This is a genomic window from Psychrobacter glacincola (assembly GCF_965118485.1).
GTDB classification, from domain to species: Bacteria; Pseudomonadota; Gammaproteobacteria; order Pseudomonadales; family Moraxellaceae; genus Psychrobacter; species Psychrobacter glacincola_D.
In genome coordinates this window covers 18,704-45,148 of record NZ_CBCPJH010000026.1, presented here as the reverse complement: position 1 = coordinate 45,148, position 26,445 = coordinate 18,704, and the positions used below count along the sequence as shown (strand labels likewise).

General features: G+C 41.3%; 21 protein-coding genes. 10 read left to right on the top strand and 11 right to left on the bottom strand.

The window, feature by feature from the left end; all coding sequences use genetic code 11:
- Positions 1-42 precede the first annotated feature (42 nt).
- Together ACMHKH_RS10400 and ACMHKH_RS10395 are read left to right on the top strand one after the other, a co-directional pair.
- The gene (locus ACMHKH_RS10400) at positions 43-984 is read left to right on the top strand and encodes a transaldolase (protein WP_413520569.1); all 942 of its coding nucleotides are present in this window, start codon (positions 43-45) and stop codon (positions 982-984) included.
- Positions 985-1,126: 142 nt separating this feature from the next.
- Positions 1,127-1,585 carry a hypothetical protein gene (locus tag ACMHKH_RS10395; RefSeq protein ID WP_413520568.1) on the top strand — a complete coding sequence of 153 codons (459 nt, stop codon included), beginning with the start codon at positions 1,127-1,129 and terminating at the stop codon, positions 1,583-1,585.
- Between the two features lie 169 nt (positions 1,586-1,754).
- Here the strand turns inward: ACMHKH_RS10395 and ACMHKH_RS10390 are convergent, their stop codons facing one another.
- Positions 1,755-2,324, bottom strand: coding sequence for an adenine phosphoribosyltransferase (locus ACMHKH_RS10390; RefSeq protein WP_413520567.1), 570 nt, complete (start codon positions 2,322-2,324; stop codon positions 1,755-1,757).
- Positions 2,325-2,661: 337 nt separating this feature from the next.
- Here ACMHKH_RS10390 and ACMHKH_RS10385 point away from each other — a divergent pair, with 337 nt between their 5' ends.
- Positions 2,662-2,826: a rubredoxin gene (locus ACMHKH_RS10385; RefSeq protein ID WP_413520566.1), complete on the top strand. Its 165-nt coding sequence runs from the start codon at positions 2,662-2,664 to the stop codon at positions 2,824-2,826.
- Between the two features lie 29 nt (positions 2,827-2,855).
- Positions 2,856-3,890: an alpha/beta fold hydrolase gene (locus ACMHKH_RS10380; RefSeq protein ID WP_413520565.1), complete on the top strand. Its 1,035-nt coding sequence runs from the start codon at positions 2,856-2,858 to the stop codon at positions 3,888-3,890.
- Between the two features lie 99 nt (positions 3,891-3,989).
- Here ACMHKH_RS10380 and ACMHKH_RS10375 read toward each other — a convergent pair whose 3' ends face one another.
- Complete coding sequence (locus ACMHKH_RS10375) at positions 3,990-4,928, bottom strand: WG repeat-containing protein (RefSeq protein WP_413520564.1); 939 nt, start codon at positions 4,926-4,928, stop codon at positions 3,990-3,992.
- Between the two features lie 491 nt (positions 4,929-5,419).
- Between ACMHKH_RS10375 and ACMHKH_RS10370 the strand changes: the two genes are divergently transcribed.
- Positions 5,420-6,352, top strand: a complete 933-nt coding sequence (locus ACMHKH_RS10370; protein ID WP_413520563.1) for a DMT family transporter — start codon at positions 5,420-5,422, stop codon at positions 6,350-6,352.
- Between the two features lie 117 nt (positions 6,353-6,469).
- Here ACMHKH_RS10370 and ACMHKH_RS10365 read toward each other — a convergent pair whose 3' ends face one another.
- Positions 6,470-7,903, bottom strand: a complete 1,434-nt coding sequence (locus tag ACMHKH_RS10365; RefSeq protein WP_413520562.1) for a solute carrier family 23 protein — start codon at positions 7,901-7,903, stop codon at positions 6,470-6,472.
- Between the two features lie 605 nt (positions 7,904-8,508).
- On the opposite strand from ACMHKH_RS10365, the gene ACMHKH_RS10360 reads away from it, so the two are divergent.
- Entirely contained in the window at positions 8,509-9,942 is a 1,434-nt protein-coding gene (locus ACMHKH_RS10360; RefSeq protein WP_413520561.1) for an L-serine ammonia-lyase, read from the top strand.
- 125 nt (positions 9,943-10,067) lie between these two features.
- Here ACMHKH_RS10360 and ACMHKH_RS10355 read toward each other — a convergent pair whose 3' ends face one another.
- From ACMHKH_RS10355 to xthA, 3 genes are all read right to left on the bottom strand, one after another.
- Positions 10,068-10,466 carry a DUF4377 domain-containing protein gene (locus tag ACMHKH_RS10355; RefSeq protein WP_413520560.1) on the bottom strand — a complete coding sequence of 133 codons (399 nt, stop codon included), beginning with the start codon at positions 10,464-10,466 and terminating at the stop codon, positions 10,068-10,070.
- A 299-nt stretch (positions 10,467-10,765) separates the two neighbouring features.
- Complete coding sequence (gene argJ / locus ACMHKH_RS10350; protein WP_413520559.1) at positions 10,766-11,989, bottom strand: bifunctional glutamate N-acetyltransferase/amino-acid acetyltransferase ArgJ; 1,224 nt, start codon at positions 11,987-11,989, stop codon at positions 10,766-10,768.
- A 71-nt stretch (positions 11,990-12,060) separates the two neighbouring features.
- Positions 12,061-12,885: an exodeoxyribonuclease III gene (xthA, locus tag ACMHKH_RS10345; protein ID WP_413520558.1), complete on the bottom strand. Its 825-nt coding sequence runs from the start codon at positions 12,883-12,885 to the stop codon at positions 12,061-12,063.
- Between the two features lie 411 nt (positions 12,886-13,296).
- Here xthA and ACMHKH_RS10340 point away from each other — a divergent pair, with 411 nt between their 5' ends.
- The 3 genes from ACMHKH_RS10340 to ACMHKH_RS10330 all read left to right on the top strand — a co-directional run bounded on the left by ACMHKH_RS10340 (position 13,297) and on the right by ACMHKH_RS10330 (position 18,259).
- Positions 13,297-13,869, top strand: coding sequence for a thioesterase (locus ACMHKH_RS10340; RefSeq protein WP_413520557.1), 573 nt, complete (start codon positions 13,297-13,299; stop codon positions 13,867-13,869).
- A gap of 458 nt (positions 13,870-14,327) precedes the next feature.
- On the top strand, positions 14,328-16,025 hold the full coding sequence (locus ACMHKH_RS10335) for an AMP-binding protein (protein WP_413520556.1): 1,698 nt from the start codon (positions 14,328-14,330) through the stop codon (positions 16,023-16,025).
- Positions 16,026-16,558: 533 nt separating this feature from the next.
- Positions 16,559-18,259 carry an AMP-binding protein gene (locus ACMHKH_RS10330; RefSeq protein WP_413520555.1) on the top strand — a complete coding sequence of 567 codons (1,701 nt, stop codon included), beginning with the start codon at positions 16,559-16,561 and terminating at the stop codon, positions 18,257-18,259.
- A 118-nt stretch (positions 18,260-18,377) separates the two neighbouring features.
- Here ACMHKH_RS10330 and ACMHKH_RS10325 read toward each other — a convergent pair whose 3' ends face one another.
- The 5 genes from ACMHKH_RS10325 to sohB form a co-directional block, all read right to left on the bottom strand.
- Positions 18,378-19,247: an SDR family oxidoreductase gene (locus tag ACMHKH_RS10325; protein WP_413520554.1), complete on the bottom strand. Its 870-nt coding sequence runs from the start codon at positions 19,245-19,247 to the stop codon at positions 18,378-18,380.
- Between the two features lie 126 nt (positions 19,248-19,373).
- The gene (locus tag ACMHKH_RS10320; protein ID WP_413520553.1) at positions 19,374-20,132 is read right to left on the bottom strand and encodes a histidine phosphatase family protein; all 759 of its coding nucleotides are present in this window, start codon (positions 20,130-20,132) and stop codon (positions 19,374-19,376) included.
- Between the two features lie 78 nt (positions 20,133-20,210).
- The gene (locus ACMHKH_RS10315; protein WP_413520552.1) at positions 20,211-21,512 is read right to left on the bottom strand and encodes a phosphotransferase family protein; all 1,302 of its coding nucleotides are present in this window, start codon (positions 21,510-21,512) and stop codon (positions 20,211-20,213) included.
- Between the two features lie 166 nt (positions 21,513-21,678).
- The gene (locus tag ACMHKH_RS10310; RefSeq protein ID WP_413520571.1) at positions 21,679-22,926 is read right to left on the bottom strand and encodes an acyl-CoA dehydrogenase family protein; all 1,248 of its coding nucleotides are present in this window, start codon (positions 22,924-22,926) and stop codon (positions 21,679-21,681) included.
- Positions 22,927-23,159: 233 nt separating this feature from the next.
- Entirely contained in the window at positions 23,160-24,140 is a 981-nt protein-coding gene (sohB, locus tag ACMHKH_RS10305) for a protease SohB (RefSeq protein WP_413520551.1), read from the bottom strand.
- 439 nt (positions 24,141-24,579) lie between these two features.
- Between sohB and aspS the strand changes: the two genes are divergently transcribed.
- A complete protein-coding gene (gene aspS / locus ACMHKH_RS10300) occupies positions 24,580-26,406 on the top strand; it encodes an aspartate--tRNA ligase (protein WP_413520570.1) in 1,827 nt (608 codons plus the stop codon).
- Positions 26,407-26,445: the final 39 nt, after the last annotated feature.

The window sequence follows — 26,445 nt, the reverse complement described above, 5'->3', positions numbered from 1 at the left end:
TAAGAAAATAAGCACGTTAATTGAACATATAAAGGATATCCGATGAGCGCATTACAACAGCTTCGCACTATGACCACCATTGTTGCTGACACCGGCGACCTTGCCGCCATTGAGCGTCTAAAACCTATCGATGCGACCACCAATCCTAGCTTAATAACCAAAGCTCTCATTAATCCAGATAACGAAGCATTGCTATCAGAAGCCATGAGTCGTCACCGCGATGACATCGATGCGGTGATTGATGAGCTAACCATTCAAATTGGCTGTGATATCTTGTCTTTAATTGAAGGTCGGGTCTCAACCGAGGTTGACGCGCGTTTGTCCTATGATACACAAGCGACCATTGATAAAGCTTTGGAATTTATGGAAGCCTATCAAAAAGCGGGTATCAACTCAGAGCGAGTGCTGATTAAGATGGCAGCGACATGGCAAGGCATTGAAGCTGCCCGCTATCTTGAAACCCAAGGTATTCACTGCAATCTCACCCTACTATTTGGTCAGCATCAAGCCATCGCTTGTGCCGATGCGGGCGTGACCTTGATATCCCCTTTTGTGGGTCGTATTTTGGATTGGCAAAAGCACCAGCAAAACCGTCAAAATATACCGGTTTCTGATGACATGGGTGTGCAATCGGTTAAGCTCATTTATCAATACTACAAACAGCATGGCTACAAAACCCAAGTCATGGGAGCAAGTTTCCGCTCAACTGAGCAGATACTGGCGCTGGCAGGCTGTGATTTATTGACCATTGCACCAAACCTTATCGATGAGCTGGCAGCAATGGATGTCGAGGTCACGCGTCAACTATCAGAAAGTATGTCGTTGGATCTAGCAGATATGAAGCGTGTGAGCTTGAGTGCTGAAGAGTTTAGTACAGCCTATCAGCAAGATACCGTCACTCAAAATTTGTTACCCAAGGGTATTGATGGTTTTATCGGTGCGCGTGATGAGCTTGCTCAAATGTTATCAAATATGCGCAGCTAGCTTGCACACTAACCATCAAGACGATAGAAAACAGCGGTGATATTAAATGGATGTACATCATAGGCAATAAAAGATATTTGCCTACTTATGTTAAGTTGGCTATCATGAGCGACTTAAAATGACGAAAAGCAAGGCTGAAACTATGAAACGGTTAGCAATGATAGTAGCAAGTAGTACGCTTGCAATTGGTGCGCAAGCAGCAAACTGGTCAACAGTAGCAGAAAGTCAAACCGGTTCAATTTTTAGCTTGGATTTGGATTCTATCGAACGCTCGGATATCAATATTCTTGACGAAAAGCAAGTTGACAATATTACTGTCGCTATCCGCCGAGCGTATCCTGCACCCAAAAGTGTCGCGAGTGATAGTAAAGAAAGCGGCATCCATCATAGCGATCAGCAATGGCTCATCTCTTGTAAGGATGCCAGCTATTACCGACGAGCTTACGTTTATTATACCGCTGATAATAAGGTCATAAAATCTTGGCAATCAGATAAACCCCTTCTGACCAGCAGAGATTTTAAAATCACTAGTCCAAAAACGGTTAGCCGCATACTGACCGAGCAAGCATGCAAAAATTACGAGCAAGCAAAGACTAAGTAGGATCAACAAAAGAAGCAAAATAATTTGATATTAAATAAATAAAAAAAGCGCTCTGAATGATTTCAGCGCGCTTTTTATTTGCTATTTCTTATAAATAATTTTTATGACTGTTTTTTAATTACCTTTAACCTTTGATGATTGAAGCATTAGATAAAGTACTATTATTAATTTAAGCTTTTAATACTGTATAAATAGGAACGGGAAACTCACCATGCAAATCAACCAAATCTAATAATACTAATGCGCCAACGACCGTATGATTAGCTGATTTACACAGCTCATAAGCAGTAGTCAAGGTGCCGCCCGTCGCCAAGATATCGTCAACTAATAATACGCGCTCTGGTGGTAGATTGTTTTGCATTTCAAGGGTGTCTTTACCGTACTCTAAAGCATAAGATTTATTGGCGACTGGTGGTGGCAGCTTACCGGGTTTGCGTAGTAAGATCATCCCTTTACCCAAACGACCTGCCAACAAACTGGCAAAGACGAATCCCCGAGCCTCAACTGCTCCCAAACAATCTATCTCATCCATCAATCCCTCAGGCAAGACAGCAAGCAACGCATCAATCACCTCATTAATGTGACTGCGTAGTAACGGCATAATATCATAAAAATCGATGCCGACTTTGGGGAAGTCTGGTACTGTGCGAATGATGTGCCAAAACGGATGATCGGTATTGAGCGTAGTAGATAATTCGGTTGCGGTATCAGCTGCTGTAACAGCGGTGTTAGCGCTCATAATGACCCTTAACTTCTATAACTTAAATGGTGACATAATTGTGGTAAAAAATGCCTGAATCTGTAAAATTAACGGCGGTTATTATATCATAAGCGCCTTTTATTTGACGGTAGGTGCCGCAAAAACATCTCGCCTTATAGCATAAAACCCTAAACAAACACTTGATAAGTGCGTTTTAATCTCAATATACAAGTGTAAACTTAACTATGAAAACAACGGTTATATGCTAAACTACTTGCGTTTTTACAGTCTAAATACTGACAGTAAGTATGCTCTATGTTCAATAAATAGCTACCCAAAAATGCAGGGTAACTGGCAATAATCGATAGGAATTTTTATGAAACGTTATGAATGTATTGTCTGCGGCTGGATATACGACGAAGCACTGGGTTGCCCTGAAGAAGGTATCGCACCGGGAACCAAATGGGACGATATCCCTGATGACTGGACATGTCCAGAGTGCGGCGTTGGCAAGCTTGATTTTGAGATGCTCGAATTTTAAGCCAATGACCTTTTTAGATAGGACAGTTCATGACAGAAAAAAACGACATCAATAGCGCCGACTTGCATAAAGCAGCAGATAGCAGCGTTAGCTACCCAACACCTGAATGGCAAAAATTTGGTGAGCACCCATGGCGCGCCTCGGATCTGAGCGAGCATCTTTATCAAGCGATGATAGATATCGGCGATGGTATTGAGCTGTGCGTTGAAGCAGGTGGTAATCCCAATAACCCGCCTCTGCTGATGATTATGGGGCTTGGCTCACAAATGGTATTTTGGCCAAACAACTTTATCAAGCGCTTTATTGATGCAGGTTTTTTTGTGATTCGTTTTGACAATCGTGATATCGGTTTGTCCTCTAAAGTACAAATTGATGGCTTACCACGTATCAGTCAGCTCAAAATGATGATGCGCTTGCAAACAGGACTGTCAAATAAAGGCGCGCAGGTCGCTTATAACTTGACCGATATGGCAGAAGATACCGCGCGCTTAATCAAGGCGTTACAGCTTGGTAAAACACATCTGCTTGGCGCCTCTATGGGCGGTATGATTGCCCAAATCGTAGCGGCGCGTTACCCAAGCCTGGTACAGCGCATGGCATTAATGTTTACCACTACCAATCGCGCCTTTTTAAAGCCGCCAAAGCCGCGACAGTTATATACACTAATTAATCGCCCGGAGAGTCATTCTGAGCGTGATATCGTGCGCCATAGTGTCTGGTTTATGAAAACTGTCGGTACGCCAGGACATGTGAATGTACGTATGGTACGAGATATTGCCAAGATACGCTATCAGCGTAATTTCCATCCGCTTGGTACCGTACAACAGCTCAATGCTATTTTGGCGTCAGGTTCTATCAGTAAATATAGTAAACAAGTTAAAGCACCAACGATCGTCTTGCACGGCAGTGCTGATGGGCTATTGCCTGCGTCACAAGGTCGCGTCGTTGCCAAAACCATCCCCAATGCTACATTTCATTTGATTGAAGGTATGGCACACGATATTCCTGAATATTATCAACCTTATATGGTTGATTTAATTAGCAATCATTTATTAGAAAAGTAGCTTTAATAAATTAACTGGTAAAATTTACCACCTAAAGAATAGCCTCTAGTGATCAGATCACTAAAGGCTATTTTATTCAAAAAAATGTGCTGCTATGATTCAATCACAAGCGACAGCCGTGCCTTCTTTATCAATACACATTTTATTGCCATTTTCTAAGCTGCCAATCCAAGCTTTGTTGTCTACGAATACAAAAGAAGGCTTGTCTTTATAGCTATTATCAAAAGTCACACTTTTGTCATTAATGCTATCAAGAACATTAAAATCATTAAAGCCAAACGGAATCACCAGCTCGCCGCCAAGACTAATAAAGCCCCATTCGCCATTAATACGCACGCCTGCCAAGCCTTCTGAAAATGGTCGTACTTCATCAAATGAATAGGTAATCATGGTCACATTTTTATCATCAATAAAGCCCCATTTACCGTCTTGTTGACGTGGCTGCAGGGTGGTAAAGCGATTAACTGGTATAGAAGCTATATTGTCTGGTGTGTTATTTACGCGGCTATCTGTGGTGCTTTTAACATTGGTATTTTGAGTTTCAGAACTCTTAGTATTGCCATTTTTATCAACCCAGCTAATTGCTTTGTTTTTGCGTACACGCGCCATACCGCCTTTGTAATTATCAATATCGCTAATCGCTGCTGAAAACGGCACAATGGTTTTATTGGCAGTATCGATAACGCCATAATGACCGCCCTGCTTGACCACAATGCGACCCTCAGATACGGGGCGTGCCCAGCCTTGACCATCATTTGTCGCATTGTACATCACCGGAATGACTTCACGACCTTGCATATTCAAATAGCCGACATGACCATTACGCATGACGGGCAATAGACCTGATGATATTTTATTCGCATCCACTTTTTGATAGCGCGATAAATCGACAAGGCTTTTACCTTGCTTATCGATAAGGGCAACCGGTGCACCAAAGTCTTTCACCGCTAAAAAATAACCACTACTTGCCGTACAAGAGACGTTTTTATAATAACTTTTTGGAATTTTACAGCTGGCAGCTTGGGCGCTTGGCATCATAAAGAGTAATGCCACTAAAAAGCTGATAATAAAATAACAGCGTCTCATTATTAGTGATTGATGTTTAGATGTTGTTTTGGATGCAGTTAATAACAGCAGTCGTTTTGATAAAGGGCGTTGGAGCATAAGCACACCTAAGATAAAAGTATTAACGTCTATTTAAGTATTTTAATAAAATGTATTTTTAATCTAATGACATTAGACCATATAAGGAAAGATGAAAGTAAAAAATAGCAGCGTAGGCGCCAATTACATTCCTATAAGGATAGTCCTTTATTACAGACTCATATGATATTTTAGGTGCGCCTTAGCATTCATTTCAATAAATTGTATATTTGATAGATTCATAAAACATCACCATAAAGTAGAAATAAATAATATCAAAGCATTTCAATTTTAACTCAAAACATCGACAATATGCCCTGCGGTCACGATGACGTCTTTATCAAGCAATAATTGAACTAAAAATCGTCATGATACAAGGATAATTTATGGCTACTGCCTCTTCACGCTCCGCTGCTACTGGTTTGGTCATCGGCTGTGTTGTCTTCGGTTTAGGCAGCTTAATTGTCGCTCATGTAGATATCGGTGGCTGGGCAATGGCGTTTTGGCGCTTAGCTATTTCTGGTGTGGTATTTGCAATATTGGCAAAAATGACAGGGCAGCGGTTACCGCGCTCAAAGCGTGCCGTTTTTTATGGCTTATTATCAGGTGCATTTTTAGGCTTAGATTTGGCTCTGTGGCATGAGAGTATTTATGCGGTAGGTCCTGGCATTTCAACTTTACTCAATAGCTTGCAGATTTTCTTTTTGGCAGCCATCGGTTTTTTGTACTTTAATGAACGCCAATCTATATTACAGCTTGTCAGCTTGGTTTTGGCAATGCTAGGTGTGGCAATGATCGGTAGCCCTGAGTTTGCCCAAAATACGGCTGCTACTTGGGGATTTATTACTGGTATTGTATCAGGAGCGATGCTTGCCGCCTCAATGACTTTTATCCGTAAAACCCATGATACCGAGCCGACGTCGATATTTATGCTGATGCAACTGGTAAGTATTGGTGGCGGACTGGCGATGATTGTGCCGATGTTTGTTTTTGATATGGGTAATATGTTGCCCAATAGTTGGTCGGATATTGGCTGGATATTGATTTATGGAACGGTGATGCAGTGCCTAGCGTGGGGGCTTATTGCTTACTCTATTCCCAAGCTGTCTTTGGCATTAACTGGATTATTATTATTAACCGAGCCGGTTGCGGCATTGGTGATTGACTATACTTGGCTTGATAAATCTATCAATACCCTACAGTGGAGTGGCGCGTTACTCACGATGTTTGCCATTTATTTAGGCTCACTAAAACCTAAGCCACGTGCCCTACGCCGTTATCGGTTTTTTGCCCGGTTTTATAAGCATGATTATAAATAAAGAGCCTAACAAATCACATTAGTTATAAATAAGCAGCATAATCAATAAAAGCCACAATGATTACTGTGGATTTTATTGATTAATATATTAGGTTTTTTAGTTTTTGATGATTAAAATTTAATCTTTTTGTCGGTTAAACAGAGCATTAAGGACAATTGCCGTTAATGTAGCGGTACCAATACCACCCAAATCAAAGCCGCCTAAATGCAAGCTAAAGTTACCAGTACCCATAATAACAGTCACCGCTGCGATAATGAGATTACTGTTTTTACTAAAGTCGATATGACTGTCTATCCAAATTTTCGCCCCAGCGATGGCAATCAAACCAAAGACTACGATAGAGGCACCGCCCAGTAATGCTGGTGGAATGGTTTGAATAATTGCGCCAAATTTCGGTGACAAGCCGAGCATGATAGCAACCAAACCTGCAATGACAAAAATAGTGGTGCTATATACCTTGGTTACCGCCATGACACCGATATTTTCCGCATAAGTGGTCACACCTGTGCCACCAAAACCCGCTGAAAAAGTCGTTGCTAAGCCATCTGCAAAGAATGCACGTCCCATATAAGGAGTCACGCGCGCCTTAGTCATACCTTCTACTGCTTTAAAATGCCCTAAGTTTTCGGCAATTAAAATAAAGGCAACTGGGGCAATCAAGATAATGGCGCTTAGCTCAAATTTCGGCGCATGGGTACTCGGTAAACCAAACCAAGAGGCAGCAGATACCCCACTAAAATCAATCGGAACACCATAACCCATGAGATTGGTCATGACATAATAAGCGATATAAGACAGTATTAAACCAACCAATAACAACAGACGACGTAACATGCCGCGCGTAAATACCGCAACCCCGCTGATTAAAAGTACGGTTAAAGCTGCCATCCATGCATCAAATTGATTGGCAGATACTCCTTGGATGGTTACAGGTGCTAGATTTAGACCAATAATCATCACGATAGCGCCAGTAACAATTGGTGGCATCAAGCGCTCAATCCAACCTGTACCAGTTTTCATTACCAACAAACCGACCAAGGCATAAATAATACCGCAGGCCATGATACCGCCCAAAGCAACGTTCAGATTCGCATTGAACCCTACACCCGCATACGCTGTTACAGCAATCACAGGACCAATAAAAGCAAAGCTTGATCCTAAATAGCTTGGCATACGACCGCCGGTAATCATAAAAAACATCACCGTACAGATACCAGACATCAAAATAGCTAAGTTTGGATCAAAACCCATCAACAAAGGCGCAAGTACGGTCGAGCCAAACATCGCAAAGGTATGCTGTACGCCGAGCAACACACTTTTTGATGGCGGCAAATACTCATTAATACCGACTGGCGTACAGTCTAAATCCCCTTGAAAGGGGCGCCATGTTGGAAACCAGCGTCCATTCTCAAAGTCGGGATTGTGCGATAAGCTCATTGTCGCCGAACCCTTTGCGACCTCAATACCCGCTGCTTCTAGTGCGTTTGGCGTTGATGGTTCTGTTGGGCTATGCTGCGTTGATTGAGATGAGTGTTCTGGAGGAGTTGCCATGCGCGATTGTCCTATAGAATTAGGCTAATAAGAGACTAGTAATGGCTCACTAGTAATATAGGCTAATAGTAGCTCGGATAAATAAGGAAATAATAACTAACCGTGTTTGTATAATACAGCGTTATAGACAGCGCTTATTATAATGAATAGCCAGCTTGCAATATAATAAAAATGACTGAGCATAATGGTCAATAACTATGTATTTTTATACCATATTCTACTATCTCCAATCAGCTGTTTAGAGATACGTGAATAATAGGAATTATTTTATAGAATCGCTATATTTTTCTAGTTGTATTGACTAAGATAGTACTTATTGAACTTATTTTTTTGATACTTATTACCTATACTTTACAATGATACCTAGCTTACAGGATGTTACATAAGTACTGATGCCGAGCATCATAACGGAATTTAATAACAAACAACAGCGATTATTCAGCAGTCATTGAAGCGACCACGCTCAAACGTTTTTATAGACCATGCTCTACATTTACTAATCAACCGTACCTGATATCTATTGTTGCCTATTATATAACCATATAAGTACGATAGTTTTTGCTATACGGTTTTCTGATTTCCCCTCATCTTTTTGGTAACTTATTATGATTAGTGTTTTTGACTTGTTTAAAATCGGTATTGGTCCGTCAAGCTCTCATACGGTCGGTCCTATGATAGCGGCGAATTTGTTTGTACAGTCACTCATAAAGCAGACCAATCTGAGCGATATCCAATCTTTAGAGATTGAGCTATACGGCTCGCTTGCGGCAACCGGCAAAGGGCATGCAACCGATACTGCTATTTTACTTGGCTTACTCGGTCATGCGCCTAGTACTATCGATACGCGTTTGACCAGTCAATATTTGGCACCGATTTTCTCAGATAAAGCGCTCAATATTGCAGGTGAGCATATCATTAACTTTGATACAGAGCGTGATATTCATTGGTATGATGAAACGGTTCTACCCTATCATCCTAACGCTATGACTATTCGTGTGTCCTTGGTAGATAGCAGCCATTATCAGCAGACCTATTACTCTGTCGGTGGCGGCTTTGTTATCAATGAAGAAGATGCGACCAATCCTGATGAAGATAGCGCCGCACCGACTATCGATGTGATTCCTTATCCTTTTAATAGCGCCGCAGAGCTATTAGAGCAATGCCGTCAGCATCATTTGAGCGTGAGCGAGCTGGTACTAGCGAACGAATGCCATTACCGTGAGCAGGCAGAAGTATTTGCGTATTTAGACTCTATTTGGGAATCAATGCAAGATTGTGTAACCCGTGGTTGTCAAAACAGCGGCATTTTACCGGGCGGCCTAGATGTAAGACGCCGTGCTCAAGCCCTATATGTACAGTTGTGTGCTGAAAAAGACCAGCCAATTGCGCAAAATGACAAATTAGTTGCGATGGATTGGATTGATTTATATGCTTTAGCAGTCAATGAAGAAAACGCCAATGGCGGCAATGTGGTTACCGCCCCTACTAACGGCGCGGCAGGTATTATCCCTGCAGTAATGCATTATTACCGTGATTTTTTATCAAACTATAGCCTTGATGGCGCGCGCAAATTTTTGTTAAATGCCACGGCGATTGGCAGCTTAATTAAGCAAAATGCTTCAATCTCGGGTGCTGAAGTTGGCTGCCAAGGCGAAGTAGGTTCAGCTTGTGCAATGGCAGCGTCTGCATTGGCAGAAATACTAGGTGGCGATCCTGCTAAATGCTTGAATGCTGCCGAAATTGGTATTGAGCATAATCTGGGTCTGACCTGCGATCCTGTTGGCGGCTTAGTGCAAGTACCTTGTATCGAGCGCAATGCAATGGGCGCAGTTAAGGCGGTCAATGCCGCAAGACTTGCCTGCCGTGGTAATGGTCAACATTTTGTTTCTTTAGACAAAGTTATTGAAACCATGAAAGTCACTGGTGCTGATATGCTTGATAAATATAAAGAAACTTCTCGCGGTGGCTTAGCAGTATATGCCGATAATCGCATACCAACTGCTACACATGGCGTCAGTGTAAAATACAGCCAATGCTAATATTATGCAGCTTATAGCTGAATGAAATATATCAAAGCCCATTATAAAAAAGACCTCTAATCATTAGAGGTCTTTTTTTAAGCTAATTATTCTTAACTTAACCATAACAACTACTTAATAAGCAACTATTCCGCTTTTTTCGACACTACTTGGTTCAGTATCCAAACTGGCTTAACTACATTGGTTACTTCATCCATCATTGCTTCTTGGCGAACGTCAAGAACATAACGATAATTTGGCTCATAGGTAAAGCCTTGAATATCACCATTTAAAGGGGTGTAATTTTTCTGATACGTTTGACGATATTGCAAGCACTCTGACTCAATCATAGTACCATTAGAGGCTTGTAGCTCACACACCGCTTTTAGTGGTGCTATCTCTATTTTAAAACTTGGAATGTTAATGACTTTCACCACTGCTGGTTCACCTTCAACGACCATGGTACGAGTATCATCTGTAGCCATTGTTGAACAACCTGATAAAACAAACGTTGCCATTACTGCTGCTAATGCTAATTTTTTCATTATAAGATCCTCAGAATATTCATAGTTATTGTGTTTTTTAAATTTTCTTTATTCATTTTAAAGTAAATGTGTTTTTCTATACTCGTTTTTAATTTATTCAACAAGTATAGGGCGCAAAGTCACTGCGCCTCTACAACTGCTTTGTAACGTAACGTCAGCTTTTGCAACTGGTGTTAATGAATAGTAATGGTAAACTATTTGGAAAAACAAAAGTTAGAAAAATAAAAAACGTTCAGAACAATGAAGATTCTGAACGTTTACAATAATAAAATTTTGCTATAAGCGATTACCAATATGCCTTAGCTACGATAGTCGGCATTTATTTTGACATACTCATAAGACAAATCGCAGGTGTAAACCGTATCACTAGCATCACCGCGCGCAAGGTCAATATGAATGGTAATCTCAGGACGATTCATCACATTCTTGCCAGCCTCTTCTGTATAAGTTGGCGCAATACCACCGTTTTGACAAATCATAATCTCGTCCAAATAGACATCGACTTGCTCGGTATCGAGGTCTTCAATCCCTGCATAACCGACGGCTGCTAATATACGACCCCAGTTAGCATCACTGGCGAAAAACGCTGTTTTAACTAATGGTGAATGCGCAACTGCATATGCTACATCGCAACACTCTTGTGTAGTTTTGCCGCCGGTAACTTTGACCGTCATAAATTTAGTAGCACCTTCGCCATCACGTACAATCAATTGTGCCAAACGTATGAAGACTTGAGCTAACGCATCAAACATCGGCTGATAATGGGGATGCTCAGGGCTGTCAATGACATCTAAACTAGCAGCGCCTGTCGCTATTAATACGCAGCAATCATTGGTTGAGGTGTCACCATCGACCGTAATGCGATTAAAAGACTGCTCATTAATCGCGCTTAGCATCTCTTGCAATAAGTCAGCAGCGATATTGGCATCGGTTGCCACATAGCCAAGCATGGTCGCCATATTAGGGCGTATCATACCTGAGCCCTTTGACATGCCAGTAATGTGATAACAGCTATCCGCAACATCAATCTTTTTACTGGCAAGCTTTGGAATGGTGTCTGTCGTACGGATACCATTCGCTGCAGCAAGCCAATTATCAGGCGCTAGGCTAGCTAATGCATTGTCTAATCCAGTGATAATCGCTTCACTATTTAATGGCTCACCAATAACACCCGTCGAAAATGGCAATACCGTATCACTATCCACTCCAGCTTTAGCAGCAAGCGCCGTACAGATATCTACCGCACGTCGTTTGCCATCAGCACCGGTTCCCGCATTAGCATTACCAGTATTGGTCACCAAATAGCGCGGAGAAGCGTTAGCAAAATGTTCACGCAATACACGCACAGGCGCCGCACAAAAGGTATTCTTAGTCGTCACCACTGCAGTGGCAGCATCAGCTGTAATCTCAATAACCACCAAATCATCGCGATCTTTATAACGTACGCCTGCTGCGCTAGCGCTTAATTTAATGCCTTTGATAGGATAAATAATCTCAGGTACTGCAACATTACCAACCGCCATAACTCACTCCTTAATTATTGATATTGGTATATTTTTATTAATTATAAAACTTAATGATAATGCCAAAAATATTATACTTTATTTAAATTAAATTCCGTCCAAATAGGTGCATGGTCAGATGGTTTTTCCATACCTCTTAGTTCATAGCTGATACCTGCATCAACACAATGCTCAACCAAATCAGGTGTGCATAGAATATGATCGATACGTAGTCCACGCTTAGGGTCATCATCAAAACCGCGACTACGATAATCAAACCAGCTATACAATTCAGTACTTTCTGGATAATGCAAACGGTAGGTATCGGTCAGCTCACGTGACATCAGATCGCTATACCACTCACGCTCTTCTGGTAAAAACGAAGTCTTTCTGTTTTTTAGCCAGCGCTTAGCATTCACCTCACCAATACCAATATCGATATCTTCAGGGGCAATATTCATATCACCCATAATCACCAGCGAACGACCTTCTGCCTTTAGCGTATCAATATACGCCATTAAATCGGCATAATAAGCGCGTTTCATCGGAAATTTAGTTGGATGGTCTTGGCTCTCGCCTTGTGGGAAATAGCCATTGAGTACGTCAATCTCACGCCCATTAAACTCATAGCGCGCATGGATAAAGCGTTTTTGTGCCTCAGCGTCTTCACCAGGAAAGCCTTTTTGCACAAAAATAGGCGCAACTTTTGATAATAATGCCACGCCGTAATGCGCCTTTTGCCCAAAATACTCGACGTGATAGCCCAAGCTTTCTACATTTTCAAGCGGAAACTGCTCATCATGTACCTTGGTTTCTTGGAGACCCATAACATCAGGATCGATAATATCTCGCACCGCCTCTAACTGATGTTGACGGGCACGGATACCATTGATATTAAAACAAACAAAACGGGTCATAAATTATCCTAATCTAATAAATGAAAGCACGGTAATTTTATAAATACCAACTCTATAGATAGCAATTTTATAAACAGTGCTTTTACAAGTAACTGCTTTGATAGATAAATGCCATTATAGAATGTGCTTAGAAATAAATATCGCCACTCTAAAATAAAAAAATACGCTTATGATAACAGACATAGCCAGCGCTAGCTGTTGCGCCGTTTTATATCTTGAGTTAGAGTGGTTATTTAGACTGATTATTTGGCTATTTTTCGTACCATTTTATCAAACCATACTATTGAACCCTGATCTTAAGCCACCGAACCACGCCTATCATCTTTTTATTGAAAGATGTTATCTATATCGCGCAACGGTATTTAGTCAATTTATAATGCACTATTATTAAAATATTCATTGAGCCCTATTATGACAAAAGTAACTGATACAAAACCAGCCACTATAACCAAATCTGAATGCGCGGCCACACCGCTATTTGCGACCGACTATAATGTCTATATCAATCATACTGATGCAGGCGGTATAGTTTATCATGCCAATCACTTGGTATTTTTTGAAAACTGTCGCCGCGATTGGTTTACTCAGCTTGATTTAAATGGCTATTTTTTGCAGGCTAATGACGGTCAGATTCAGCATTTTGTGGTTAGCCAAGTAGACTTACAATATAAGCGTGCTATTTTATTAGATGAAACTATCAAAGTAAGTGTTGATAAAGTCGAGCTAAAACCTGCCAGCATCATCTTTTATCAAAGTATTTATCGTCAATCAGCTCAGGATGAAGCGGCTGACAATGCCAAAGCTGTTTTGCTGAGTAGCGCCAAGATCGTTGTTGCCTGCGTACAGAATCAAATCACTCCAGATGCCGTGGGCAATAATGAGTCGAATAAAACCGTCAATAATACTGCACCTATGCGCCCTATTCGTGTGCCACAACTATTACGAGATGCTATAGAGAAAGCGATAGCTGAACATAACAAGTAACCTCTTAAATATTTTTACAAATTATTACTCTAAAGCTTTCAGCCTTTCTCGATTTTTCTTTAAACCTAAATATACATTCATCAATCAAGATATTTCCTGTACTGAGCAGTACTCGCATGCGTGTAGTACCATAGACTAAATTCATGCTAACGTATTGCTTAAATGTATCCTTATATATTTGATATATTATTTTTTTGTGTTAATAACAGGCGATATAGTGGCGTTGAGTTCTTTTCTTAGATTAGACAATATTTTTAGATAGCTTTCTAATTAAATACTCATCTTTTCGCTACTCATTAATAGCAAACCAATTAAACCTTTTAGTAGTCCGTCAATAGATAAGGATATTGTCAAACTCAGCGATTATTATTTTACGTCAGCGCTGTTTTTCTTATTGACACGGATCTGACTGCTTAGATACCCACATTTAACCCTCTTATATTTCAAGGACGCTGACTATGACGCCGAATAAACCTTGGCTTGCAAACTATCCTACTGGTGTACCAAAAACGATTGATCCAGATAGATATAGCAGCATCATGGAGCTGTATGAAGAGTGCTTCGATCGCTTTCGCATGCATCCTATGACTATCTGTATGGGCGTGAGCCATACTTACGATGACATTGATAAAGCGTCTATTGCAGTTGCTGCATGGCTACAGGCTCAAGGGCTGCCTCAAGGTAGTGTGGTTGCACTTATGATGCCAAACGTACCGCAATACTTGCCAACGATGATTGGTATTTTGCGCGCAGGCTATGTCTGTACTCCTATTAACCCTCTTTATACTGGTCGCGAGCTGCGTCATCAATTGAATGATTCAGGCGCTAAAGTTATTTTTGTGGTTGATAACTTCGCTCAAGCACTTGAGCAAGTCATCGAAGAGACTAACATCAAACGTATTGTCCTATCAAAAATGGGCGATATGATGGGTTTGAAAGGCATACTGGTCAACACTATTATCCGTCAGGTCAAGCGCTTGGTACCCAAGTATAATCTGAATGACCCTAAGTACGATGTCACCAAGTTCCCTGACATGCTAAAAAAAGGCAGAAACCTGCCGTTCAAAAAGCCAAAATTATCTTTGGATCAAACAGCGTTTCTGCAATACACCGGTGGTACAACAGGGCTGTCTAAAGGTGCTATTTTATCCCAGCGTAATATTGTTGCAGGTGCAATGCAGTCAGAAGCATGGACTCGCCCAATTACCTCAGAGATTAATGAGGTTTATATCAATATGGTTATGGCACTGCCGTTATATCATATTTTTGCCTTTATGCTGAGCTCACTGGGTATGCGCTCAGGTTACACCTTTATATTGATTCCTAACCCACGTGATATACCAGGCTTTGTTAAAACTTTATCAAAACAGCCGTTCCATATTTTTCCTGCCGTTAATACTTTGTTTAAAGGCTTGCTGGATAATCCTAACTTTAAAAACTTAGATTTTAGCTCGCTACGTATTTCACAAGCAGGTGGTATGGCAGCGACTGAGCAAACGGCAAGACGCTGGCTTGAAACCACAGGCTGCCCTATGATTGAAGGTTGGGGTATGACTGAAGGCGTCGCCGTGGGTACAGCTAACGTCGTGACCGATCGCAAATTCAATGGTACGATTGGCGTGCCTGTACCGAGTGTTGATGTCATTATTATCGATGACGAAGGCAATCCTGTCGGTGTCAATCAAGCAGGTGAAATGTGCGTTAAAGGGCCTAATGTTACGTCGGGTTATCTTAATAAAGACAGTAGTGCTGATTTCACTAAAGATGGTTACTTCCGCACCGGCGATATCGTCAGCATGGATGAAAAAGGCTACTTCCGACTCCTTGACCGTAAAAAGGATATGATTTTGGTATCAGGATTTAACGTCTTTCCCAATGAGATTGAATCGGTCATGCTCGATTGCGAAGGTATTATTGATTGTGCAGTGATTGGTATTCCTGATGACAATCAAGGTGAAGCGGTCAAAATTTATGTCATTCCTGCTGATAACAATGTGACCAAAAACTCTATCAAAGAGTTTGCTTTAGACAATATGACAGGCTATAAATGTCCACGTCATATCGAATTTGTCACTGAACTACCCAAAAGTAACGTTGGTAAAGTACTACGTCAAAAACTGCGTGAAAAGCATATGGCGGATAACCCGCAGCACTAATAACGCTAAAGCATTGATATCAAAAGGCACTCTATATTAAATATAGGGTGCTTTTTTATTTATCCATCATCAATATAAGCACATTGATTGTCAGAACAACTTGGCACTTTATTTACAGCATATATTTTTATTTATCAAGCATCACGATAAACTCTCAAGTTCTTGTATACTCTTAACCCACTCAATTACAGTTATGTTAATGTACTGCCAAATTATGTTACGGTAATATTTACAACTTATCGTATTGTAGCAAAAGATAACAGTATCTTGATATGAGGTTGATTTATTAACCTTATGCAGAAGTACACTTTTTAGACAGTAGTAAAAACCAGCGATTTAATCTATTCAGGCGCTTTTTCTGTATAGTTAAATAAAATAAATTGTATCAAGATCGCCGTATTTTAGCAGTTTGTGAATAGATGGATAGCACTCGACAATGCATCGCTTAGCTTGCGATGATTCATATTGTTGACATGGATGTGACTACTTTTGTATAGAGCCTTAATTGATCGTAAAATTTAAGGACACTCAGTATGACAACAGATAAACCTTGGCTTGCTCAATACCCAGCAAACGTACCCAAGACTATTAATCCTGATCAGTATGAAAGCCTCGTCGAGCTGTATGAAGAGTGTTTTAACCGCTTCCGTATGCATCGTATGACTATTTGTATGGGTGTGACTCACACCTATAATGACGTCGATAAAGCCTCTCTTGCTGTTGCTGCTTGGTTGCAGGCGCAAGGTATTCCTAAAGGTAGCGTAGTCGCGCTTATGATGCCGAACGTGCCGCAATATCTACCAACGATGATTGGTATTTTGCGCGCAGGCTATGTCTGCACGCCTATCAATCCACTATATACTGGTCGTGAGCTGCGTCATCAATTGAATGACTCAGGCGCTCAGGTTATCTTTGTAGTGGATAATTTTGCTCAAGCACTTGAACAAGTCATTGAAGAAACTGATATTAAACGTATTGTCCTATCAAAAATGGGCGATATGATGGGACTGAAAGGGATTTTGGTCAACACCGTCATCCGTCAAGTTAAACGCTTAGTGCCTAAATATAATCTAAACGATCCTAAGTATAACGTCACTAAATTCCCTGATGTACTTAAAAAAGGTAAAAGCCTGCCTTTCCAAGCACCAAAAACTTCCCTGCAACAAAAAGCTATTTTGCAATATACCGGTGGTACAACCGGCCTATCTAAAGGCGCGGTGCTCACGCAGCGTAATGTGGTAGCTGCGGCCATGCAATCAGAAGCATGGTATCGCCCTATTACCTCAGAGATTAACGAAGTCTATATCAACATGGTCATGGCACTGCCGCTATATCATATTTTTGCCTTTATGCTTAGCTTGCTCGGTATGCGCTCAGGATATACTTTTATTTTGATACCAAACCCACGTGATATGCCTGGATTTATCAAAACGTTATCAAAACAGCCGTTCCATATTCTTCCTGCAGTTAATACGCTATTTAAAGGGTTACTTGATCAACCTACCTTTAAAGACTTAAATTTTAGTTCGTTACGTATATCGCAAGCCGGAGGTATGGCGGCAACTGAGCAGACAGCAGCGCGCTGGTTAGAAGTGACTGGTTGCCCTATGGTTGAAGGTTGGGGTATGACAGAAGGGGTTGCTGCTGGTACTGCCAATATCATCACAGATCGTAAATTTAACGGTACTATCGGCATTCCTGTGCCAAGTGTCGATATTATCGTAGTCGATGATAATGGTGAGCAGGTTGGCTTACATCAAGCTGGTGAGATGTGTATCAAAGGACCCAATATCACCTCAGGTTACTTTAATAAAGACACGACCAATGACTTTACCAAAGATGGCTATTTCCGTACGGGCGATATCATCAGCATGGATGAAAATGGCTATATCACCCTACTTGATCGCAAAAAAGACATGATTTTAGTCTCAGGCTTTAACGTTTTTCCAAATGAGATTGAGTCAGTTATGCTCGATTTTAAAGGTATTATTGATTGTGCTGTGATTGGTATCCCTGATGAACATCAGGGTGAAGCGGTTAAAATTTATATCATTCCTGCTGACAATAACGTGACCAAGAGCGATATCAAGGACTTTGCTATCGATAACTTGACTGGCTATAAATGTCCGCGTCATATTGAGTTTGTCACTGAGCTACCAAAAAGTAACGTCGGTAAAATACTACGCCAAAAACTGCGTGAAAAGCATCTGTCAGACAATCCTCAAACCTTGTAAGGTTTAAGTGTTTCAATTTCTAGAAGAAATAAAAAGCCCGCTATATTCAATATAGCGGGCTTTTTAGGGTTTTAACTTATCTTTATTATTTCTCATATAAATATCAAAGCAGCTGCTATTAGCTCACTCTATTTACTATTTGTAATGGCAAGTGCTTCATTGCTTGACCGACAATTGACCATGGTAGGCTTGGTACGCAAGCTTCATCTACGCCAGCTTCAATCGCTGCAACGATGGCTTTGGTGCCAGTGTCAGCATCGACTTCAAACGGTAAAGGTTTCGCATTGGTATTGATTTCAGTACGGATATAACCTGGATAGATAGTAGAGACTTGAATCGGCAGTTTGGTTAACAGCATATCAGCACGAATGCCTTCGGCAAGATGCGCTAAGCCTGCTTTACTAGCGCCATAAGCAGTTAGATGCTTTGGTAATCCGCGCATCGCTGACATACTCGATATCACCGCCAGATGACCGCTGTTTTGCGCGCGAAAAATATTCATCGCCGCTTCACACTGAGCCAATGCTGATATGAAATTAATTTCTACAGTTTTACGATTGGTATCAAAGCGCCCTTTACCAATACGGCGACTGTCACCAATACCGGCATTGACTACTACTCTATCAATATGACCAAAATTAGCAGCGAAAGCGTCAAAAACTTTAAAAATTGCATCGTAATCACTGACATCTAATACGCGATATTCAATACGAATATCAGGATATTGTGCTATCAGCTCTGTTTGTAGACTCTCTAAACGATCGGTACGACGCGCACAAATCGCTAAATTATAGCCTAGCTTGGCAAACAATCTTGCCATACCCTCGCCCAATCCTGAGCTAGCACCTGTGATTAAAATCGTTTTACCACGACCTACTTGTTGTTTATTTAAGCCTTTTAAATAGCGTGCTGGCTGTACGGCACTTAATAATTGATTTTTACGTTTGCCAGCCGTTTTTGTCGCTAAGCTTAATAACTTATTTTGCATGAACATTCCCTTATTTGTCGATGACGCTCTCAAGATAACGCAAACACTGTTAACTGTCTATCTGGCTTTAGTAGTATCTGCTGATAGACTAATCGCAACTATAAGAGCACGCATTACCTTATTAAATCATCGCCATGTGACAAAACGCTTACCATCAGCGAATAAATGACTGTATTCATTTAATGATAGTAAGCGCGATTCTTGTTCTTTTAAGGTCACAGACGTTACACCGGTATTTACCAAGCTTTTATTTAGCTGATAAGCACTTTGACTGCCTTGTTGTAATAATTGTGCCGTAATAGCCGCAATCACACCGCCCGAGGTAAATACTAATACCGTACTATCACCACTCAAATTTAGCGTGGTTATTTTTAAGCGTATTTGCTCAAGCGCTTGCTTCGCCCGCTCATTAAACTGTGACCAGCTTTCTATGTAATCATGATCATAATCACCACTATGCCAGCGCTGCATGGCATTATCAAACAGCTCAGCCAGACGTGTCATCGGCACCTCCGCTTTAGCAATCTCAGCAGCAATGGCTCCTTGACTGCTAAAAGCAGGATTTGACTTAATAAACACATCTTTATGATTGAACTCATCGAACTGTGGCAGCACGTAGCTATCTGGCACATTTAAGTCGATAGCAGATAGACTAGATATATCGCTATTAGTATCAACAGATGATTGATAGCTGTCCCAAAAATGACGAGCAGAATTCTGTTGCCTGACCAAGCTACCGGTAAAAATAGCATCAATTGAACGCTGGGTGCTCGCATAATGCTGACCGAGCATTTGCGCTTGAATGCTACCTAACTCTGAGAGCTGGTCATAGTTTTCTTGACCAAATGACGCTTGTCCATGACGCGCTAACAGTAGGGTTGCCATAAATTATTGCCTTATTATTATCTTATTGCCACTTTATTAACGATAAATTCGAAATTTTTATTTATTTGATTTAAATGCTTATTCTTCAGGTTTATCAGTATTTTTCGTAAAATAAATCTTTGGCAAAATGCCTTTAATAACACCTTGTAAAGGCATTGGAAGCTGCTCGATCATAGTAGTGTCAACACCCATATCTTGTAGATGCGGCTGCACATGACTGGTAAATAGCACCTCGCCTTCATACTGAGCAATCAGCTTTAGACATTTGGCATGTAATACATGAACGATAATCCAAAAGTTCTTAAACGCAGGATTGGTCGTTTGTTTATGATAGTAGCGGTAGTAAATTTGCTGCACGATACCCGCTAAACGGAATAAACCAAATACTTCATAAAAAGTCCAGTTATCTACCTCTAAGCCGGTCTGTTTAAGATAATAAGCAACCACTTCATCACGCGTCATCATGCCTTTTAAATGCGTTGGCTGACGACGTGACTGCTGCATAATGATATTATCGTCTGCTTCAATCCAATAGGCCAAGGCGCTACCCAAGTCCATTAAAGGATCACCTAAGGTTGCCATTTCCCAATCAAGAACGCCTATCACTTTAGTAGGATCTGCTGCATCCAAAATCACATTATCAAAACGCCAGTCATTATGAATGACGCAGGTTTTGCTATCGGCAGGCGTATGCTTACCCAGCCAATGGCGTACTAAGGCAAAGCTAGGTACATTAGGCGTTTTCGCTTTCACATAGCGCTTATCCCAGCCACTGACTTGACGCTCACAGTAACCATCACCGCGACCTAGATTTACTAAGTCCGGATGTTCGGTATAATCGACTTGATGCAGCTCAATCAAAGCATCAATGACATTGGTACATAAGGCGCGAGTTTGCGCTTCGTCTAAATCAACACCTTTTGGTAAATTGGCACGCGGAATAATGCCTTGCATACGTTCCATGACATAAAAATCAGCACCGATAACCTCTTCATCGGTACATAGAGCGACCATTTTCGGTACATAAGGATAAGCATCTTTTAATGCTTTTTGTACCGTATATTCGCGTACCATATCATGCGCAGACTTGGCTTTGGTGCCTTTTGGCGGGCGACGCAAGATTAGATCTTGGCTTTTACTTTCAGCGTTATCTTCACCATCATGTTGACCGTCATATTGTAAGCGGTAGGTCCAGTTTGATGCGCCACCTGAGAATTGAGTAACGGTAGGCTCGCCTTCTATCTCAACACCCTGAGCGCGCAACCATTCACTGACCGCTTTGGCATCAAGCTCCTCACCTTCGCGGACAGCACCGCCTTTATCTAATACTTTATCTGATGTTTTATTATCATAATTTTTGGCATTATTAACAGTTGCCATGAGACATTCCTTATCGTTTGGTCAGTTATTTTTAGCTATGTAAGTTTAGCTATATAAGTATAGGGATGAAAAATTCACTATCAAATATTCGATAGTGAATTTTTATCAATCGTTTTTTTACACTGATTTTCTATTTAAGCTATAAGTGCAATAACATTTATAATTATTATTTAGCAGGTTTGGACGAACGACTAAAGCCCTGACGCTTTAATTCTAATTTCGCAATCATGGTTTTATGCACTTCATCAGGACCATCAGCTAAGCGTAGCGCGCGTGCTTGGGCAAAGAAGCTTGGCAATAACGTATCTTGGCAAACACCCATACCGCCATGAATTTGAATCGCCATATCAACGACTTCTTGCAGTACCGTTGGTGCAACCACTTTAATAGCTGAGATTTCAGTCAATGCCGCTTTTGTACCTTGGGCATCCATTTTTTGTGCGGCATATAAAGTCAGCAAGCGTGCTTGGTCAATTTTAATACGTGCTTCAGCGAGTCGCTCAAAGTTGCCGCCTAACTGTAGTAATGGCTTACCAAAAGCGGTACGCTCCATACCGCGTTTAATCGCCAGCTCTAGAGACTTTTCGGCAGCACCAATACAGCGCATACAGTGATGAATACGACCTGGCCCTAAGCGACCTTGGGCAATCTCAAAGCCCATGCCTGGTCCACCAATAAAGTGACTGACTGGCACGCGTACATCGTTAAAGCTGACTTCGCCATGACCATGCGGCGCATCATAATCGCCAAATACTTTGAGCATACGCTCAATATTAACGCCCGCTGTTTTTGCCGGAACCAAAACCATAGAGTGTTGATGATGACGATCTTTATTTTCATCAGGGGTATAGGCCATAACAATTAGCACATCAACCGCAGGATCGCCAAGACCAGATGACCACCATTTGCTACCATTAATGATAATCTCATCACTATCGACGACAGCCGTCGCTTGCATATTGGTCGCATCACTGGAGGCTACATCGGGCTCAGTCATACAAAACACCGAACGGGTTTTACCTTCTAAGATTGGCGTTAGCCATTTATCTTGCTGCTCTTGAGTACCATAACGCCATAACAACTCCATATTACCGCTATCTGGGGCATTACAGTTAAACACATAAGGCGCTAGTGAACTGCGTCCGGTCAATTCTGCAATCGGGGCATAGTCGGTCACTGACAGACCTGCACCTAAAGTATCATCAGGCAGAAATAAATTCCACAGACCTGCTTCACGCGCTTGTTTACGTAAGCTTTCATACTTTTCTGGCCACTGCCAATTTTTCCAATTGCCATCAGGATTTTGCTCATGACAGTCCTGCCAAAACTGCGCTTCTATCGGCTCAATATGGGTTTCGATAAACGCTTTAACTTTGGCATGCATGGCTTGACCATGTTCTGTTGCCGTGAACATTAATGAATTATCAGACATAGATGACTTCCTTTTCTTAGCTAATGGTTGACTATTTTCATCAAAGCTTAGTTAAAGATTGATGAAAATTTTATAGTGTACGTACGTATACTGCTTTCTGTATGCATCATTTATAACATAGCGCCTATTAATAAACAGAAAAAAGGCGCGACCCGTTAGGACACGCCTTTTACAAAATACAAACAATCAATCAATTTAGAGTGGAAATCTAAAGACTACTTTAAGATATTTAAGCGGCTGTTAAAGTCAAACCGTGCTAATGCGTCTGGAAGCTTATCAATCGCCATATTCACTGTTGCTTCTGCCGCTTGCGACAATCCTAACTTTTCAGCAAGCGTTGGTTTTTGGCGTGAATGTAGCGCATAGACTTCATTATTTTCCATGCGCTCTAAAATATAACTGTCTGAGGTTTGCAGCTTGTCAATTAAGTTCAATTTTAGCGCGTCTTCACCATACCAATGCTCGCCAGTAGCGACTTTTGCAACATCCAATGCTGGGCGGTAGGTATTAACAAAATGCTTAAATAACTCATGCGTCTGCTCTAGCTCTTCTTGATATTTAGCGCGGTCGTCAGCGTCATTTTCACCGAACATAGTCACCGTGCGTTTATAGTCACCAGCGGTAAACATCTCAAAATCAACGTCGTGGTTTTTTAGCCATTTATGAAAATTAGGCAATTGCGATACTACGCCGATAGAGCCAATAACAGCAAATGGCGCAGCGATGACATTATCAGCGACACACGCCATCATATAACCACCGCTCGCTGCGACTTTGTCCACACATACGGTTAATTTTAAACCCGCATCTTTTAGACGCGCCAATTGTGCAGCTGCCAGTCCATAACTATGTACCAAACCACCACCTGACTCCAAACGCACGATAACTTCGTCACCTTTATTGGCTGTACTAATCAGCGTGCTAATTTCTTCACGTAAGTGTTTGACCGCTGTGGCTTTGATATCACCATCAAAATCTAAAACAAACACTTGTGATTTATCATCGCTATTTTTCTTTTGTTTTTTAGTTTTCGCTTTCAGCGCTTGCTTGGCTTTTTTGGCCATGTTTTTTTTCAATTGCTTAAGCGCCGCTTTGCCTTGGGTCGCTTCCATCAGGTCTTCACGGCGTTGCTCTTGGGTTTTATTGAGATGGATAACTCTTAGCTCAACAGGGTTCTTACTAGGATGAAAAAGCATCAACATAATTCCTTAAATGATAAATAGTGTTTTAATAGGATTTTATAAGTTAGCTTGATATGTGCATAGTGAATGGTGTTTTCAAGCAAAATGTGAATATTTATATTGATACAGATGTTACTAGATAAATATCCATGCTATCGAAGCGTTCTTATACTTTAATTGGGTTGTATTGATTTTTACGTATTAAATACTATGCTTTCATTCCTAAGCGTTGATTAGGCGCCGCTGGTTGTATAAAAGGGGCAGATTAGGCATAATATGCGTTTACACTAAATTTTCTGCAGCCAACGTGATGACCATTAGTCTTACTCGCGTTATTTGTGCTTTTTTAGCGGATAGCTTGAATTGCATAATAATGGCTGCATACTGTACTTCGAATTGATTATATTTCAAACTGGGCTGACAACTGGATAACTATATTATGACGCAAAGCACTATGACGCACAGCGAATACCGAGACGAATATTGCGGCGCTGTAACCGAAAGCTTCATCGATCAAACCATTAGTATCGTAGGCTGGGTACACCGTCGTCGGGATCACGGTGGCGTGATTTTTTTAGACATGCGTGACCGCGCTGGTATCTTGCAAGTCGTCATTGATCCTGATACTCCAGAAGCCTTCGCGACTGCTGATGCCGTACGTCCAGAATACGTGTTAAAAATTACCGGTCGTGTTCGTCGTCGTTACGAAGGTACTGAAAACGCTAATATGACTAGTGGCCATATTGAGCTATTGGCAAAAGAGATTGAAGTATTAGCAAAATCTGAAACCCCGCCTTTCCCGTTAAATGATGAGAAAACTACGGTATCAGAAGATTTGCGTTTAAAATACCGCTACCTTGATATGCGCCGTCCGCAAATGCAAGAGCGTATGGTATTCCGTGCCAAAGCGACCTCTACCATTCGTCGTTATTTAGATGACCATGGTTTCTTAGATGTTGAAACGCCTATTTTGACTCGTGCAACGCCAGAAGGCGCGCGTGATTATCTCGTTCCTTCACGTACGCGTCCAGGCAATTTCTTTGCTCTACCGCAGTCGCCACAGTTATTTAAGCAATTATTGATGGTGTCAGGTTTTGATCGTTATTATCAAATCGCTAAATGCTTCCGTGATGAAGACTTACGTGCCGATCGTCAGCCTGAATTCACCCAAGTGGATATTGAAACTTCTTTCTTAAATGAAGAAGAAATCATGAATATCAACGAAGGTCTGATTAAGCATCTGTTTAAAACCATGATGGATATTGAATTTGAGCAATTTCCACGCATGACCTATGCAGAAGCAATGCGCGACTATGCATCAGACAAGCCTGACTTACGTATCCCATTAAAATTGGTCGACGTTGCTGATTTAATGAAAGACGTTGATTTTAAAGTCTTCGCAGGTCCTGCTAATGATCCTAAAGGTCGTGTGGCTGCCCTACGCATTCCTGGCGGCGCGTCATTAAGCCGTAAACAAATCGATGCTTATACCAAGTTCGTTGGTATTTATGGTGCACGCGGTTTGGCTTATATTAAAGTCAATGACGCAGCTAACATCAATAACGGTGTCGATAAAGAGTCTGGTCTACAATCACCAATCATTAAAAATATGACTGATGAGGTACTAGTAAGCTTAATTGAGCGTACTGGTGCAGAGAGCAATGATATTATCTTCTTTGGCGCAGATAAAGCCAGTGTCGTAAATGATGCCATCGGCGCGTTACGTCAGAAAATTGGTCTAGATCTTGAAATGACGACTTGTCAGTGGGCACCGCTTTGGGTAACTGATTTCCCAATGTTTGAAGAGACTGACGATGGTCGCTGGACGTCAATGCATCATCCGTTTACTAAGCCTAAAGGTACCGTACAAGAGCTAAAAGACAGCCCAGAAACTGCGCTATCTATCGCTTACGATATGGTCTTAAACGGTACTGAAGTTGGCGGTGGTAGCTTACGTATCAATACTTTTGATATGCAGCAAGCAGTACTTGAAGCCTTAGGTATCGGCGAGCAAGAGGCTGAAGACAAGTTTGGTTTCTTACTTGATGCCCTAAAATTCGGTGCACCGCCACATGGTGGTTTGGCTTTTGGTTTAGATCGCTTAATTATGTTGATGGTAGGCGCGGACTCCATTCGTGATGTCATTGCTTTCCCAAAAACCAAAACTGCTGAATGTCCACTAACTCAAGCGCCTGCGGGAGTGGATAGCAAGCAGCTACGTGATCTTGGTATTCGTGTACGCGAAAAAGTACAAGCTGATACCAACAAACCTGCTCAGTAAATGGTTTAATCATGCGTAAATACTTTCTACAGTACTTGT